The organism is Paenibacillus sp. FSL R5-0749, from assembly GCF_038595085.1.
GTDB lineage: Bacteria > Bacillota > Bacilli > Paenibacillales > Paenibacillaceae > Paenibacillus.
The window spans coordinates 6208149-6224522 of the sequence record NZ_CP152005.1 but is presented as its reverse complement, the minus strand read 5'-3'; the positions used below and the strand labels follow the sequence as shown (position 1 = coordinate 6224522).

The window sequence follows — 16374 nt, the reverse complement described above, 5'->3', positions numbered from 1 at the left end:
AGTAGAAGGAGTGGAATGCACATGGATTTCAAAACGGAATTTAAACCGTTGACCGTACAGCCACAGGAGATTGAGGGGAAAAGCTTTGAGATGATCACGGAGGAACTGGGTGAGCACCCTTTCACGGCTGAGCAATATCCAGTGGTACAGCGTGTCATTCACGCCTCGGCTGACTTCGAACTGGGCCGCAGCATGGTGTTCCACCCGGATGCCATTCAAGCAGGGATTGCAGCGCTTCGTGCCGGCCAATCCGTCATCGCTGACGTACAGATGATTCAGGCTGGCGTAAGCAAGGATCGCATTCGCGGTTTTGGCGGAGATGTGCATGTACATATTTCCGATCCCGATGTGATGGAGGAAGCCAAACGCTTGAACACCACTCGGGCCATCATCTCGACACGTAAAGCGAATCAATTATACGAAGGCGGAATCTACGCCATTGGTAACGCCCCAACAGCATTGCTGGAACTGATCCGTCTGGTCAAAGAAGGCGAAGCCAAACCGGGCCTGATCATCGGCATGCCGGTTGGATTCGTATCCGCAGCAGAATCCAAAGACGAGCTGCGCAAACTCGACATCCCATTTATCACCAACATCGGTCGCAAAGGCGGAAGTACCATCGTCGTGGCCGCCCTGAACGCCATCTCCCTGATGGCCGTGAAGGCGTAGTCATTTTAAGTAATTTTAAGTAACGACCACAGGTGAATAGAGGCAATCGCGACGCAAACAAACGAGCGTTACAAACTTTAACGAATTCTAGCGAACGTAATGAGCTTTAATGATCCTTAGCGAGCTTTAACGTACCACGAACCTTAAAGGACTTTAAGGAATTCTAGCAAACTTAATAAGCTCTAACGAACCTCACAGGCCTTATATTGCGGATTATCATCCGTTTCATATTCTAACGAATCTGAGTAACGCTATTCCGGTGAAACACGCCAAAAAGTGGTGAAAACAACGTCTGTTTAATGAAATAACGTCACTACGATTCGTTACAATTTTTGTTTGTGGAATTTGGCCCAAATAACGTCTTCTCGATTCGTTAGAAATGTAGATGTCATAAAAAGTTATCCACTCATACTCGCATGACTGAAAGGGATTGCACGGGTATGTTGTTCACCGTCATAAGGTGATCAATCCTCAAGTATCACCAACTAGCAAAAAGAACAGCACACGCTCAAACACAAACCAAGTAACTACATTCCATGCCAAGTCCTACGGGCATGGGATGATTAGTTACCCAAAAAAACCTCAGGGCATTGTTTAGCCCAAGAGGTGGCACTACGCTCTGTGAAAGGTGGATGCAGGAGTAGGTAGGAGCGAGGGGACGGAATCGATTCTGAAGAAGCGGAGCTCAAAGCTTTCTGCAAGAAAGCTACTTCGGAAGCATACACTCGCCTTTGTCTCCGGATTTCTCCCTTTACAAAAGGGAATCAAAGAAATCTGGAGACAACAGCGATCATAAGAACGATCCGTACCCGTAGCGGTCACCAAGCGCCAAAAGCCACCACCCACGCACACAGCATAATTTTCACCTCATTTAAACTAGCTAATTAAAGGACGGGAGGTTCAAAACCCATGAAAGGCGGCAATACACCAGATCCCGACAAACCCATGCGTTCCGGCTTCACCACAGGTGCGTGTGCCACAGCCGTTGCCAAAGGAGCGACGCAGCTCCTGTTAACGGGCCATGTCCCTGCACAGGCCGTGGTTTCATTGCCCGCGGGCTTTGACCACTCGTTCGAACTGATCGAGCAGGAACTGTCCGATGGCGTAGCAACCTGTGCCACCATCAAGGACGCCGGGGATGACCCCGATGCCACACATCGGGCGAAGATTATCGCACATGTGTCCTGGCGGGACGAGCCGGGCATGGAGCTGGATGGGGGCATCGGCGTAGGCCGAGTCACGAAGCCTGGACTGCCCGTGCCTGTAGGCGAAGCGGCAATCAATCCCGTTCCGCGCCGTATGATTACCGAAGCCGTCACCCAAGTGCTCGCCGAACACGGCACAGCCAGAGGCGTGCGGGTTGTGATCAGCGTGCCGGACGGCGAAGAGATGGCGAAGAAGACACTGAATTCCCGTCTGGGCATTTTGGGCGGCATCTCCATTTTAGGTACACGCGGCGTGGTTGTTCCATTCTCGACTTCTGCCTACAGAGCGAGTGTGGTACAAGCGATTTCCGTTGCTCAGGCATCTGAATGTGAACATATTGTGCTGACAACGGGCGGCAGTAGCGAGAAATACGCCATGAAGATGATGCCCGAACTGCCGGAGGAAGCTTTTATCCAGATGGGCGACTTTGTTGGCTTTGCGATCAAACACGGTAAACGGTTGGGCATGAAACGCATCACTCTGGTTGGGATGCCAGGCAAATTTGCCAAAGTGGCCCAAGGCGTCATGATGGTGCACTCCAAGAGTGCGCCGGTGGATTTTGGATTTCTTGCGTCCGTGGCCCGCGAGACCGGAGCCGGGGATGAACTGGCGCAAGCGATTGAGGAAGCCAACACGGCGACTCAGGTGGCAGATATGATGACCGAAGCCGGGTACTTGCCCTATTTTGAAAAGTTATGTACATACGCCTGTCGGCACTGTCTGGAACATGCCGGGGGCGGCGTAACGGTGGAAGTAGTATTGGTAACAATGAAAGGAATGGAACTGGGGAGGGCGGAAATTAGTGAACTCGAAGACAGCAACTGGAGCAAAGAATCGTAAAATCCGCATTATCGGTGTGGGTGAAGAAGGCGCGGCAGGATTAACAACGGATAGCCTGAATCTCATTCAGGAGGCAGATGTACTCGTTGGCGGAGAGCGCCAGTTAGAGTATTTCCCTGCATTTGCAGGTGAGCGGTTAGCGATTAAGAGCGGTTTAAGCGATCTCGTTGTGAAAATAAAAGCGTTGCAGGCCACACACAACGTCGTTGTGCTTGCCTCGGGTGACCCGCTGTTCTACGGCATCGCCGGGTATTTAGCGCGCCAAATCGGCCCGGATCAACTGGAGATCCGGCCTAATCTCAGTTCGCTGCAGCTGGCATTTGCCCAGCTTGGCGAGAGCTGGCACGATGCCGTGCTCGAAAGCGTGCACGGTCGCCCGCTCAAAGGCCTCGCCCAGCGCATCGATGGCAAAGCCAAAATTGCGCTGCTCACGGATGAGCACAACAGCCCCGCTGCGATCGGGGCTTATCTGCAACAGTTCGGCATGACCGAGTATGATGCCTACGTTGCCGAGAACCTGGGCGGCGCAGACGAACGTGCCCGCCATTACACCCTCGACGAGCTGGCGGCAGCAGAATGCAGCCCGCTGAACGTCGTGATTTTGTTGCGCCGCAAGGGTGCACCAGCGCCGCGCAAAGGCTTCGGGTTTGCAGATGAGGAATTCCATCAGCGCAAACCCGAAAAAGGCCTCATCACCAAGCGTGAAGTCCGCGCATTCAGCTTGTCCGAGCTGAAACTGGGCGAGGACAGCATCGTGTGGGATATCGGCGCAGGTTCAGGCTCGGTGGCGGTGGAGTGCACGCGGCTGGCGCCGCGGGGGCAGGTCTTCGCCATCGAGAAGAACGAAGGTGACCTCGTGAACATCGAGGCCAACCGGATCAAATTCCGGACAGATTTCACCGTCCTTCATGCCAAAGCACCAGCAGGGCTGGACGAACTACCGAATCCGGATGCGGTGTTCATTGGCGGCAGCGGCGGCGAACTCGGCCAGCTGATCGCCCTGTGTGCGTCCCGGCTGCGCCCGGAGGGACGCCTCGTAGTGAATGCAGCGACAATCGAGACGCTGCATGACAGCATGAAGGCGATGCGCGAAGCAGGGATGGACGCCTCCGTGACGTTACTTCAGACGGCGCGCAGCAAGCCGATCCTGAATATGACCCGTTTTGACGGATTGAATCCGATTTACGTGATCACAGGACAACACACAGTAACCGAAGAAACGGAATCCGCAGACGGAGCAGAGTGATTTTTTAATGAATGAACAAGGGGGAGAGCAGCATTAGCACAACAACTGCAAGCACAACAGGAAATACAGCGTGGGGAAGCACTTCCGCAGAACCACTGGAAAATGAATCGTCAGATCACCAAGCCATCGGTACATTGTATGGCGTGGGTGTTGGGCCGGGAGACCCGGAGCTGATTACCGTGAAAGCGTACCGGATGATTCGCGAATGCCCGGTGGTTGCATATCCAAAGAAACGTAAAGGCGGTAAATCATACGCCCACGAGATTGTGGAACTGTATGTGAACCCGGAAGAAAAAGAGATGCTTGGCCTGATCTTCCCGATGACCAAGGACCCGGTTGTGCTTGAACGCGAGTGGGGCAAGACCGTTGAAGCATGCTGGGGCGCGCTCAAGGAAGGCAAGGATGTGGCTTTTGTAACTGAGGGTGACCCGAACCTCTACAGCACATTTATTCATCTGGCCCGGCTGATGCGAGAGTTGCATCCTGAAGTACCGATTAGTTCGATCCCGGGTATCTCATCCGTGTTGGGTGCAGCGGCAGCGCTGGATATTCATCTGGCAGACGGAGACGAACAGGTGGGCATTATTCCGGCTACGGCAGATAAAGAAGCCATGCGGCAGGCAATTGAGCATCACGATACGATTGTATTTATCAAAGTGGCGAAGGTGCTTGACCCGATGCTGGAATTGCTGGACGAGATGGGACTCGGCGGCAAAGCGTCGGTTGTCACCAAGGTCACTTCTCCATATGAACTGGTCTGGCGCGATGCCCGTGAATTGAAAGGGCAGGAGCTGGAATATCTAAGCCTGATGGTGGTGAGCAAATGAAGACATTGGAAGCGAAAGTCTATATCGTAGGCGCGGGCCCGGGCGATCCGGATTTGATCACGGTGAAAGGTTCTAACATTTTGAGAAGTGCAGATCTGGTGCTGTATACGGATTCCCTCGTGAACGATGAACTGATTGCAACTGCGAAGCCCGAAGCAGAAGTGCTGCAAAGCTCTGGCATGGATCTGGAGCGTCAGGTTGAGCTGATGTGTGAAGCCACTCGTGCGGGTCGCAGTGTAGCTCGTGTGCATACGGGTGATCCGGCGATGTACGGCGCAATTCTGGAACAAATGGTACTGCTGAAACAGCAGGGCGTGGAATATGAGATCATTCCGGGTGTGAGTTCGGTCTTTGCTTCAGCAGCTGCACTAGGGGCGGAATTGACCGTACCAGAACTGACGCAGACCGTTATTCTGACACGTGCAGAAGGTCGTACCCCTGTGCCTGAACGGGAGAAGCTGCGTGATCTGGCATCCCATCACTGTACGGTGGCGCTCTTCCTGAGTGCGACTTTGGCGAAAAAAGTCGTGGTTGAATTCCTCGCCGCAGGCTGGAGTGAAGATACTCCTGTGGCAGTTGTGCAGCGGGCAACATGGCCTGATCAGAAGATTGTACGGACCACGCTTGCCAATCTGGCAGCGGATCTGCGTGCCGCCGGCATTACAATGCATGCGATGATCTTGGCAGGCTGGGCGCTTGACCCGGATCTCGTGAACCGCGATGCCCACCGTTCCAAGCTGTATGATAAATCCTTCACCCATGGCTACCGTAAGGGAGTGAAGTCCGGTGAGTAATCCGTTTGCAGCTGTTGCCATCACGAAGCATGGTGTGGAGATGGTGCGTAATCTGGCAGGGCAGTTCCAGGGTACAGACGTGTATTATATGAGCAAGTTTGCTCGTGGCGATGAGGAACAGTTGGGTTTTGAGTTGTTCGAAGGCTCGGTGAAGCTGATTTTGCCTGATTTGTTCAAACGATATAATGGCATCATTCTGTTTATCTCCCTGGGGGCAGTTGTGCGTATGATCGCTCCAATTCTGGTGGACAAAAAAGTCGATCCTGCCGTCCTGGTCATTGATGACCGCGGCGAAAATGTCATCAGCGTGCTGTCTGGTCACCTTGGCGGTGCAAATGAGTTAACTCGTCAGGTTGCGGAGGTACTCGGCGCACGTGCTGTTATCACGACAGCTTCAGACGTGCAAGGCACCATTCCGGTGGACATGTTTGGGCGGGAGTTGGGCTGGATCGTAGACAGCTTCGACAAGGCAACCCCTGTCAGTGCGGCTGTTGTGAATGAAGAACCTGTGGCTCTCATTCAGGAGACGGGGGAGCGGAACTGGTGGAGATATAACAAACCCGTGCCGGATCATATCCGTGTCTTCAGCAGTCTGGAGGAAACGGAATCCTTCCCGTTCAATGCTGCGCTGGTCGTTAGTGACCGTCTGCTTTCGGCAGAAGAAGAGCAACGTTTTCTTACCAATGGTGTATTATATCGTCCGAAAAGCCTCGTGCTCGGCATGGGCTGTAATCGCGGCACATCTGTCGAGGAATTGGAGCAGGAAGTCCTTGCTACCTTGGAAGAGTTATCCCTTTCCGTGAAGAGTGTGCGCAACATTGCCACGATTGATCTGAAAAAAGATGAAGAAGGCCTGTTGGCCCTCTGCGCCAAATATGGCTGGGAACTCGTAACCTACACCCCTGAGGAACTGAATACAGTGAAGCTTGCGAATCCATCCGAGACGGTATTCAAATATACGGGAGCATATGGCGTAAGTGAACCTGCGGCGTTGCTTTCCTCCGGAGCGGATCATTGGCTGTTGGAGAAGAAAAAGAGCGGCAATCTGACGATCTCCGTTGCACGCGTTTTATTTTAGTAGAGATATGCATGAAATGAATCTACTTTACACAATAGCACTGCGATGACAGAATACTATTTCAATCGCTGTTATCCATGGATTTTTGATTCCCTTTTTAAAGGATAAAATCTGGTGATAAAGGTCAGTTGTATGTTACGAAGCAGCTTTCTTTCAGAAAACTTCTAACGTCGCTTCTTCAGGTTATTTCTGTCCTCTCCATTATTGTGTAACATTCATTTTATGAATAAAGAGAGTGCAATAATCTTGACCGCATCGCTATGTGATGCGGTTTTGTTTGGATTATAGAATTTATACGTTCTCAGCGGAGCTGAAGGATTCGATATTCGATATCGCAAGAAAAGGTGGAAATGACAATGACCATTGCAGATCGTAACGCCAGACCCCGACTGATCATTGCAGGCACCGGAAGTGGTGCAGGAAAAACGACAGTAACCTTGGGGCTGATGAGAGCACTCGCCCGGCGTGGTTTGAGTGTACAAGGGTTCAAATGCGGCCCGGACTATATTGATCCGACCTATCATACTGCCGTTACGGGCAGACCGTCACGTAATCTGGATGCATGGATGACATCACCTGAGTATGTGAGAGATACGTTCCAGCAGGCATCAGCCGGACATGATATTTCCATTATCGAGGGCGTTATGGGCCTCTACGATGGCAAAGATCCGCTCAGTAATACAGGTTCAACTGCAGAGATTGCTCTGGTCACGCAGACCCCTGTGATCCTGGTTGTGGACGTACGCAGCATGGCTCGCAGTGCAGCCGCGATTGTACTGGGTTTTCAACAGTTGGAGCCTGAATTAAACATTGCCGGAGTGATCGTCAACCGGTGTGGAAGTGTGGGGCATTATACCATTGTGAAAAAAGCCATTGAGCAGATGTGCGGCATTCCGGTGGTTGGCTGGCTGAAGCGGGACGAGGGCATGTCCATCCCGGAGAGACATCTGGGACTTGTGCCTGCCATTGAACGCGGTGAACTGGAGCCATTATTCCAGAGGGCTGCCGATGTGCTGATGGAAGGCACTGATCTGGATCTTCTGCTTGAACTGGCGGCAAGTGCTCCACCGCTCAATGCAGAAGACATGAGCCCTTCAACCGCTGTCCACACGGATTCAGATCATGCTGAATCAATCTCAAATTACGATTCACATTCCGATTCAATGACTAACGTTAATAATCGACAAGTATCATATGCATTACAGCCTGTTATTGCCGTTGCGCGTGATGCGGCATTTAATTTCTATTATCCCGACAATCTGGAATTGCTCGAAGCAGCCGGGGTTCGATTACAATATTTCAGTCCACTCGCTGGTGAAGGTATTCCAACGGATGTGGACGGCATCTATTTGGGTGGTGGATTTCCTGAGGAATTCGCAGCAGACATTGCGGGTAACCAAGGGTTTTTGGAAGGGCTTCGTCAGGCAGCACAATCCAACATGCCATTATTTGCTGAGTGTGGGGGCTACATGGTGCTCGGAGAAACGTTGACCGACCGTGATGGTTTTACCTTCGAGATGGCGGGCATTATCCCCGCACAGGTGCAGATGCAGAAGAAGCGAGCTGCGCTTGGATACCGTGAAGTGAGCAGCGTTCAGGATTCCTTTTTGCTGAAAAAGGGTGAGGTACTTCGGGGTCATGAATTTCATTATTCCACGATGAGCTATCGTGACGAAGAGACGATCCCTTATGCGTATGAGACCAAAGGGTTACGTGGCTTGAAGCAAGAAGGATATGCGGCAGGCAACATCGTGGCGGGGTATACGCACGTTCATCTAGGCTCTTACCCGGCAGCCGCACGAAGATGGGTGGAGCATTGTCAGGCTTATCGGAAGGAGCGATATATTCAGGAGTGAAAGCAACGGTTAGACAGTTCAAAACGATGGCTGAATTCAATAAGCAAAATGGCTCTAATCTGATTTTTATCTCATGAGTCTTTGGTCGTGAAGTTGGCGATCCCATTTTCGAATTAAAGGTTTTCAGATGAATATGTGGAATGAGTTAAAGACAGAATCATTATGCGAGGGAGGGACATCAGGATGAGAACTGTATGTGTAACCGGAGCTGCTCGGGGATTGGGGCTCGCTTTGACGGCACAGATGCTGAAGAGAGGATATCTCGTGTATGCGGCCGGTCTGGACGTGGAAGATTCCGAGGGAATTCGCATGCTTGCAGAAGGATATCCTGACCATCTGCGCGCCATCGAATTAGATATTGCGGACGACCTGTCGGTGGCTCTGTTCACGGAGACATTGAAGCTGGATACGAATCATTTGGATATGCTGATCAACAATGCGGCTATACTAGGAAGTATTACGGATCATATCCACGGGCCGATGAATATGGCGGAGATGGCTGAAGTATTTAATGTGAATACCTTAGGTACACTGCGCGTGACTCATTCCCTGTTACCCCTCCTTCTTCAAGGACAGGTCAAACTGATTGTTGATATCTCTTCCGAGGCTGGAAGCATAGAGCAATGCAGTCGGGATGGGTGGTTTGCCTATTGCATGTCCAAAGCTGCTTTGAACATGCAGGCCCGTCTTGTGCACAATGGTCTGAAGCATGAAGGCGGACAAGTGATGCTTGTACATCCTGGTTGGGTACAGAGTTATATGCGGGGTGAACTGGATGCTTCTGCGGATCTCACGCCCGAGCAATCTGCACAGCATATCGCTGTACTTATCGACCGCCATGAACAATTTAAAGGAGATCAGCCCGCATATGTGGACTACAAGGGAGAGAAACTCCCCTGGTAGTTGGTTTTTATACAGTGAGGTGAACAAGAAAGGAGATTGATTGAATGGATCAACGTAAAAAAGCATTGCTACTAGGCGATTATACACATCCGGACTGGCACCCGCTTCAGGGTGTGGATGCGGAGATCAGCCGGATTTTCCATGATACGATGACTGTACAATGCAGTGAGAATCGAAATATGCTGCTGCAAGAAAATATAACCGGATTTGATGTGTGTATCTCCTACATGGACGATTGGAAGGGGAAAGTCTCTCCACAGCAGACAGCAGGTTTGTTGTCCTATGTGAGTAATGGGGGGGGACTGGTCATTATACATAACGGCATTTCGCTCCAAAATCGTTATGAACTCAAACAGATGATCGGTGCCAAGTTCCTGCATCATCCGGCTTATGCACCACTTGAATTCACTGTAACGGGAGAAAGCCATCCCGTGACGGAGGGTATCTCGAATTTCACAATGGAAGAAGAACCGTATCAGTTCGAGTTTGGTTCTTTTGCCGAAACGAAAATATTGCTGGAATATCAATCCGAAGATGGACCGAAGCCTGCGGTTTGGGCTCATCGATATGGTGTTGGACGTATTGTTTATCTTATGCCGGGTCACCATGTACCGTCTTTTGCGCACGAAACGTACCGCAAGTTACTTCTGCAAGCAGGCAAATGGGCTGCGCGTTATGTCTGATCGGACGGACATTTTTGCATGCGGAGTAGAAGGGGTATAATATAGAGATCAACGAAGAGGAGGATGACAAAAATGAGCGATTTGTTCAAAAAGGCGATCTCGTTAGGGCTTGGACTTACTGTCGTAAGCAAAGAAAAAATTGAGAAAACCGTGGATGATTTGGTCAAACGCGGGGAACTTGCACCCGGTGAATCCAAAGCTTTGGTTGAACGCCTGATGGAACGGGGCGATGAAGAGCAAGGCCAGTTCAAGAGAGTGATTCAGGAACAGGTCAAACGCGTGCTTCAGGAAGCAGGTGTGGCATCCGAAAGCGATGTAACCAGTCTGGAACAGCGTGTTGCCGTTCTGGAGAAAAAACTTGCCGAACTGGGCCACTCACCACAGCTTCAACCTGATGAATCCCCGGCTCCACTTGAAGTTCCTCCTCCTCTCAAAGGAAACCAGATCGAGTAGATGGCCGTGCGAATCAAACATGTCGGCAGATACCGTGAAATTGCCATGGCGCTGGTGCGTCATGGCTTCGGTTATATGGTCGAGGAGCTGGGGCTGTTCCAGTTGCTCGCTCTGCCCAGACGGTGGATGTCGCGTGAAGCACATACCACCAAAACGCTGAGTGAACGCATCAGGCTTGTGCTGCAGGAGCTGGGGCCGGCTTTCGTCAAGCTGGGGCAACTCGCAAGCACAAGGGCAGATCTATTGCCTGAGTCTGTCATTCGCGAGCTGGTGAAGTTGCAGGATCAGGTCCCGCCGTTCTCTTCCGAGACGGCACGGGGTATTTTGGAACAGGAATTGGATACACCGCTGGAGGAGATCTTTTCCCGGTTCGAGGATACCCCTGTAGCTGCGGCCAGCATTGGCCAGGTGCATCTGGGCAAACTTCGAAGCGGTGAATCGGTAGCCATCAAGATTCAGCGACCCGGTATATCGCGTATTGTGCAGCGTGACCTGGATATTTTGCGTGAGCTGACAGCCATGGCCGAGAAGCGCTGGGATTGGGTGAAGCAATATCAGATTCCGCAGATGGTAGAAGAGTATGCTCAGGCATTGATGGCTGAACTGGATTATACGGTTGAAGGCCGAAATACGGAAAAGATTGCACAGCAATACCAACAGGACAACAAGGTGAAAATTCCGACAATTTACTGGGATCAGACGTCTTCGCGTGTGCTGACTATGGAGTATATTGAAGGGATCAAGCTCAATGATCGTGATGAATTGGTCAGACGCGGCCATGATCTGAACAATATTGCTGAGCGGTTAGTGGACTCATTATTAAATCAGATCTTTATTCATGGATTCTTCCACGCTGACCCACATCCGGGCAACCTGATGGTATTGAAGGATGGACGTCTTGCCTTTATAGACTTCGGTATGGTTGGTAGCCTGAGCGATGAGATGAAACAGCAGCTTGCTTCCCTTATTATTGGGTTAATGCGCAAAGATACGGACAGCATGATCCGGGCCATTGAGAAGCTTGGCATGATGCCAGATGACATGGATCTGCGCGGTCTTCATGTGGATTTGGACAAGTTGCGTACCAAATATTACGATATTCCCTTTTCCAAGATTAGTGTGGGTCAGGCGTTGAATGATCTGTTCGGCGTAGCCCAGAGGCACCGGGTGGTCATGCCTGCCGATATTCTCCTGCTTGGTAAATCATTGCTGACGATGGAGGGTGTTATTGAACATCTTGACCCTTCCCTGAGTATTGTGGATATGGCCGAACCTTTTGGCCGTAAGCTAATTAAGGAACGTTTTAGCGCGGGAAGAATCAAGAATCGGTTGTTCCGCAGTGCGGCTGATATGGCCGAGAGTGTCATTGGTCTGCCAGGGCAGTTAAGACAGTTATCATCCATTATTAGCAAAGGTAAGCTGAGGCTGGAGATCAGTGTCCCTGAACTCGATGCACTCATGCGCAGAATGGACCAGATTAGTAATCGGCTATCCTTTAGTATCGTGCTGCTCGCCTTCTGTATCATCATGGTAGGCTTGATTATCGGTTCGTCGATCAGTCATCAGTCCACGATGCTATGGGATATTCCGGTCATTGAGATTGGTTTCCTGGTGGCGATTCTGATGGTGGCTTTCCTGCTCTATTCGATATTCAAATCAGGAAGATTCTAACATAGTATCGCGAGAATACCCGTAAAGAGACCTTCTTCAAAGGATCTTTGCGGGTTATTTTTCGTGAATAGAGGATGGATGAGTATATCACAGAAATATTAAGATAATAGGAGATAAGGTTTTATTTTTAGGGCTTAACTGTATTAGTACATATTGATTCCAGTGACTATAATAATAGGTCAGTAGAATAACGGACCCGGTTTCTCTGAGAGAGGGAAACCCATGGGCATCTGGAGCAGACCAGGATGTCACACAAGGAAGATAACTGATCGTTGTAACGGAACAGAAGCAAAACACTGGAACGGAAAACAGACATGATGATTCATCCAACTATCCATACGATAGGGGTGGTGAATGAGCATGTAACTTAGATGCATAGGCAATTGTGCGGAGAAGATTCCGCTATTTTGTGCTGTCTCACACACTGTTATTAATTGCTGAGTGTATTGATTAGTGATGAATGCTTCCGTTAAGCTTCAGGGTCATCTTCCAATTTGAGTAATGACATGTAGGAGGAACGGTAGAGAACATATGAATACTTTAAAACAACAATGGTTTGGCAACATTCGCGGAGATGTGCTGGCAGGCATTACGGTAGCGCTGGCGCTCATTCCGGAAGCCATTGCTTTCTCCATCATTGCAGGAGTCGATCCCATGGTCGGGCTGTACGCTTCGATTACCATTGCGATTGTGATCTCGATTGCAGGTGGAAGACCCGGTATGATCTCGGCTGCAACGGGTGCAATGGCGGTACTGATGGTTGGACTCGTCAAGGATTATGGTGTGGAATATCTTTTTGCAGCTACGATACTGACGGGTGTTATCCAGTTTCTACTAGGCATATTTAAGGTTGGGCGATTTATTACGTTTGTCCCTCATTCGGTACTGACCGGATTCGTGAACGCACTGGCGATCCTGATCTTTATGGCGCAGTTAACTCACTTCACGGGAGCGAACTGGATTATGTATGCGATGGTGGCGGGCACGCTGGCGATCATTTATATTTTGCCACGTTTTTTCAAAGCTGCTCCATCTCCATTGATTGCAATCATCGTGATGACGATTATTACGGTGGTATTTCATCTGGATGTAAGTAAAGTAGGGGACATGGGAAATCTCACAAGTACCCTGCCGATGTTCCACTTGCCGAATATTGCATGGACTTGGGATACGCTGATGATTCTGCTGCCTTATTCATTTACCATGGCACTGGTTGGGCTGCTGGAATCCCTGCTGACCGCAACCATCGTGGATGAGATGACCGAGACCAAGAGCAGCAAGAACCGTGAGGTGCGTGGTCAGGGTATTGCGAACTTTGTGAACGGTTTGTTCGGCGGCATGGGCGGCTGTGCGATGATTGGGCAGTCGGTCATTAATGTGAAGTCTGGTGGACGTGGGAGATTATCCACGTTTACTGCGGGTGCATTTCTCGCAATCCTGTTGCTGCTGTTCAGCGGTGTGGTGAAGCAGGTACCGATGGGTGCGCTCGTCGGTGTAATGTTTATGGTGTGTATCGGAACATTCGACTGGAGTTCCATCAAAAATATTGCTCGCGTGCCACGCGCGGAAGCCTTTGTCATGATCGTGACCGTGGCGATTGTGGTCTATACCCACGATCTGTCGATTGGGGTCATGGTCGGCGTTGTGCTAAGTGTGCTGCATTTTGGCTGGAAACAGACCAAGATTCGCGTACAGGCGAGCCAGGAGCTAGGGCAGAAGGTGTACCGGGTTCACGGACCGTTCTTCTTTGGATCTTCGTCCCGCTTCGTGGATGAATTCGATGCAGAAGCTGATCCGAAGGAGATCACGATTGATTTCGGAGGGTCACATATCTGGGATAATACCGCGGTTGTGGCCATTGGCAAAGTGAAGTTTAAATACGCGAAGCTGGGCAAAACCGTGCACCTGCGTGGGTTAAACGAGGAAAGCTCCCGTATTCTTGAACGGAGTGGATTTGCCACAGCTAGCGGACACGGTTCGTAACTTGGTTGGAACGAAGTAAACAGCGAATAGATAACACAAAAAGATGATTTATAATCAGCGGCGCACTTTTTCCGGAAATCGGGGAGAGGGCATCGCTGTTTTTTTTTGAGCCTGAGGCATGCTAGGTCGGTTATATCCACAGATCAGCAACCTGAAGGCAGACTTAGAGTCTCTTACTACCCGACTCAAACTCACTTGGTCGATACAAGTTAAGCTGATCTTGGGGTTTTGTGCTACAACTTGGGGGTGTAACGCTGTATCCCCTTTTGTTTTGCTTGACTAACGTGTAAACTACAGGGTATGGAGAAGAAGAGCAACGAGTGGATTGCTTTTTAAAAAATTCATTTCATAATCATGATTGAACGAAGGAAAACTAGTCTTAATGGCAGATACTGATACTGAAGTCATTATGAAATGGACTTATCTAAATGAATATACAGAGGTGTAACGATTGGCAAACTTTGAACAACTGGGCATTCGCCCGGAATGGTGCGAGATCCTGAAACATCAGGGCATCGCCGTGCCGACTCCGGTACAGGAGCGTTCGATTCCGGTACTGCTGGGTGGACGCGATATTATCGCCGAGGCACAGACAGGTACAGGGAAAACGCTGGCTTTTTTGCTGCCGATTATTCAGAAAATTAATGTATCTGACCGTTCGCCGCAAGCGTTGATTATCGCGCCTACGCGTGAGCTTGCGCTGCAAATTACGGAAGAAGCGAAGAAGCTCACGGCAAACGACGATAAACTGCACGTGCTTGCCGTATACGGCGGGCAGGATGTGGACAAGCAACTGCGTAAATTGCAGAACGGCACCCAGATCGTTATCGGTACACCGGGTCGTCTCCTGGATCACTTGCGCCGGGGCACGTTGAAGCTGAATAATGTCAAAAAACTGGTGCTGGATGAAGCCGACCAAATGCTGCACATGGGCTTCCTGGACGATGTGGAGACGATTCTTAGCGAGCTGCCACACAAACGCCAAACGATGCTGTTCTCCGCAACGATGCCGAAGGGTATTCGCCACCTTGCGAAGACCTATATGAAAGATCCGGAAGATGTAAAAGTATCCTCGCAATCGGTAATCCCGATCAAACAAATTCGCCAGCAGGTGCTGGAATGTACGGATCGCGGCAAGCTTGAAGCACTTCGCGGCATGATTGATACGTATCGCCCATACTTGGCGATTATTTTCTGCCGGACCAAGCGTCGTGCATCCAAGCTGAACCAAGATCTGCGTGAAGCAGGTTATGCAAGTGATGAACTTCATGGAGATCTGTCCCAATCCAAGCGTGAGAACGTCATGAAAGCATTCCGCGATGCCAAACTGCAAGTGCTGGTTGCTACAGACGTAGCTGCACGTGGACTTGATGTTGAAGGTGTAACGCATGTCTTTAACTACGATATGCCGCATGATGCGGAAAGTTATATCCACCGGATTGGTCGTACGGGCCGTGCAGGCGGTACAGGTCTTGCTGTAACGTTTGCAACAGAGCACGACAGACCTGAACTTGCACGTATTGAACAAGGGATCGACCAGAAGCTGTCCCGTATTCAGTGGACGAGCGAAGGTCCAATTGCATCAACAGGAGCAGCTAGACGTTCCATCAACAGTCAGGGGGATGACGAACGAGGCGGGCGCTCTTCCGGAACAGGCAGCGCACGTCGCGGTGCAGGCCGTAACGATCGCAGAGATGGCGGACGTGGGGGGCGTGGTTCCCGCGGTGGCGAAGGTGGACGCAGTGGTGGTCGTAGCGGTGGCCGCAGTGGGGACGAGCGCAGTGCAGGCCGTGGCTCTGCGCGTAGCAGCGACAGCAGTCGAGGCGCAGTAAGCCAAGGTGGCCGCAGCAGTAGCCGCGGTGCGAGCCAAGGCGGACGCAGTGCAGGTCGCAGTGGCGATGAGCGCAGCAGCGGCTGGGCTGGCCGTAGTGCTGACAAGCGCACCTCCGGGCGCAGCAGCGAAGGCACTCGCCGTCCGGAATCCGCAGGACGCGGACCGGCGAAGGGCGACCGTCGCGATTCTCGTCGCGGACGGTAAAGCCTTGGCGCAAGCGGCGATATAGCCGCAGTTGCGCAGGCACTATGCCATGCCACAGCGTTTGGCATGGCATATATGAGAGGGTTCGGGTACAGATGTACCGAACCCCTCAGATCAAGGGTCGCGG

At 51.0% G+C, this 16374-nt stretch carries 13 protein-coding genes; all 13 read left to right on the top strand.

Annotated elements, in window-relative coordinates; all coding sequences use genetic code 11:
- Nucleotides 1–21 precede the first annotated feature (21 nt).
- The 13 genes from MKY85_RS27755 to MKY85_RS27695 all read left to right on the top strand — a co-directional run bounded on the left by MKY85_RS27755 (nt 22) and on the right by MKY85_RS27695 (nt 16247).
- Complete coding sequence (locus tag MKY85_RS27755) at nt 22–669, top strand: precorrin-8X methylmutase (protein ID WP_278297837.1); 648 nt, start codon at nt 22–24, stop codon at nt 667–669.
- Nucleotides 670–1578: 909 nt separating this feature from the next.
- Nucleotides 1579–2715, top strand: a complete 1137-nt coding sequence (locus MKY85_RS27750) for a cobalt-precorrin-5B (C(1))-methyltransferase (protein WP_342571272.1) — start codon at nt 1579–1581, stop codon at nt 2713–2715.
- Nucleotides 2678–3961 carry a precorrin-6y C5,15-methyltransferase (decarboxylating) subunit CbiE gene (gene cbiE, locus MKY85_RS27745; protein ID WP_342571271.1) on the top strand — a complete coding sequence of 428 codons (1284 nt, stop codon included), beginning with the start codon at nt 2678–2680 and terminating at the stop codon, nt 3959–3961. The genes MKY85_RS27750 and cbiE overlap by 38 nt, the downstream gene beginning before the upstream one ends.
- A gap of 11 nt (nt 3962–3972) precedes the next feature.
- Nucleotides 3973–4788: a precorrin-2 C(20)-methyltransferase gene (gene cobI, locus MKY85_RS27740; protein WP_342571270.1), complete on the top strand. Its 816-nt coding sequence runs from the start codon at nt 3973–3975 to the stop codon at nt 4786–4788.
- Nucleotides 4785–5582: a precorrin-4 C(11)-methyltransferase gene (gene cobM / locus MKY85_RS27735; RefSeq protein WP_339238371.1), complete on the top strand. Its 798-nt coding sequence runs from the start codon at nt 4785–4787 to the stop codon at nt 5580–5582. The genes cobI and cobM overlap by 4 nt, the downstream gene beginning before the upstream one ends.
- Entirely contained in the window at nt 5575–6660 is a 1086-nt protein-coding gene (locus MKY85_RS27730; RefSeq protein WP_339238370.1) for a cobalamin biosynthesis protein, read from the top strand. Before cobM ends, MKY85_RS27730 begins: the two co-directional genes overlap by 8 nt.
- 356 nt (nt 6661–7016) lie before the next feature.
- Nucleotides 7017–8516 carry a cobyrinate a,c-diamide synthase gene (locus MKY85_RS27725; RefSeq protein WP_342571269.1) on the top strand — a complete coding sequence of 500 codons (1500 nt, stop codon included), beginning with the start codon at nt 7017–7019 and terminating at the stop codon, nt 8514–8516.
- 183 nt (nt 8517–8699) lie between these two features.
- Entirely contained in the window at nt 8700–9419 is a 720-nt protein-coding gene (locus MKY85_RS27720) for an SDR family oxidoreductase (protein WP_342571268.1), read from the top strand.
- 44 nt (nt 9420–9463) lie between these two features.
- Nucleotides 9464–10102, top strand: a complete 639-nt coding sequence (locus MKY85_RS27715) for a ThuA domain-containing protein (protein ID WP_339238365.1) — start codon at nt 9464–9466, stop codon at nt 10100–10102.
- Between the two features lie 72 nt (nt 10103–10174).
- Nucleotides 10175–10555, top strand: coding sequence for a polyhydroxyalkanoate synthesis regulator (locus tag MKY85_RS27710; RefSeq protein ID WP_342571267.1), 381 nt, complete (start codon nt 10175–10177; stop codon nt 10553–10555).
- Nucleotides 10556–12226 (top strand): AarF/ABC1/UbiB kinase family protein, encoded by a 1671-nt coding sequence (locus MKY85_RS27705; protein ID WP_339238360.1) that lies wholly within the window; start codon nt 10556–10558, stop codon nt 12224–12226. It abuts the gene before it with no gap.
- 531 nt (nt 12227–12757) lie between these two features.
- On the top strand, nt 12758–14209 hold the full coding sequence (locus MKY85_RS27700) for a SulP family inorganic anion transporter (RefSeq protein ID WP_342571266.1): 1452 nt from the start codon (nt 12758–12760) through the stop codon (nt 14207–14209).
- 451 nt (nt 14210–14660) lie between these two features.
- Entirely contained in the window at nt 14661–16247 is a 1587-nt protein-coding gene (locus MKY85_RS27695) for a DEAD/DEAH box helicase (protein WP_342571265.1), read from the top strand.
- The last annotated feature ends 127 nt before the right edge of the window (nt 16248–16374 follow it).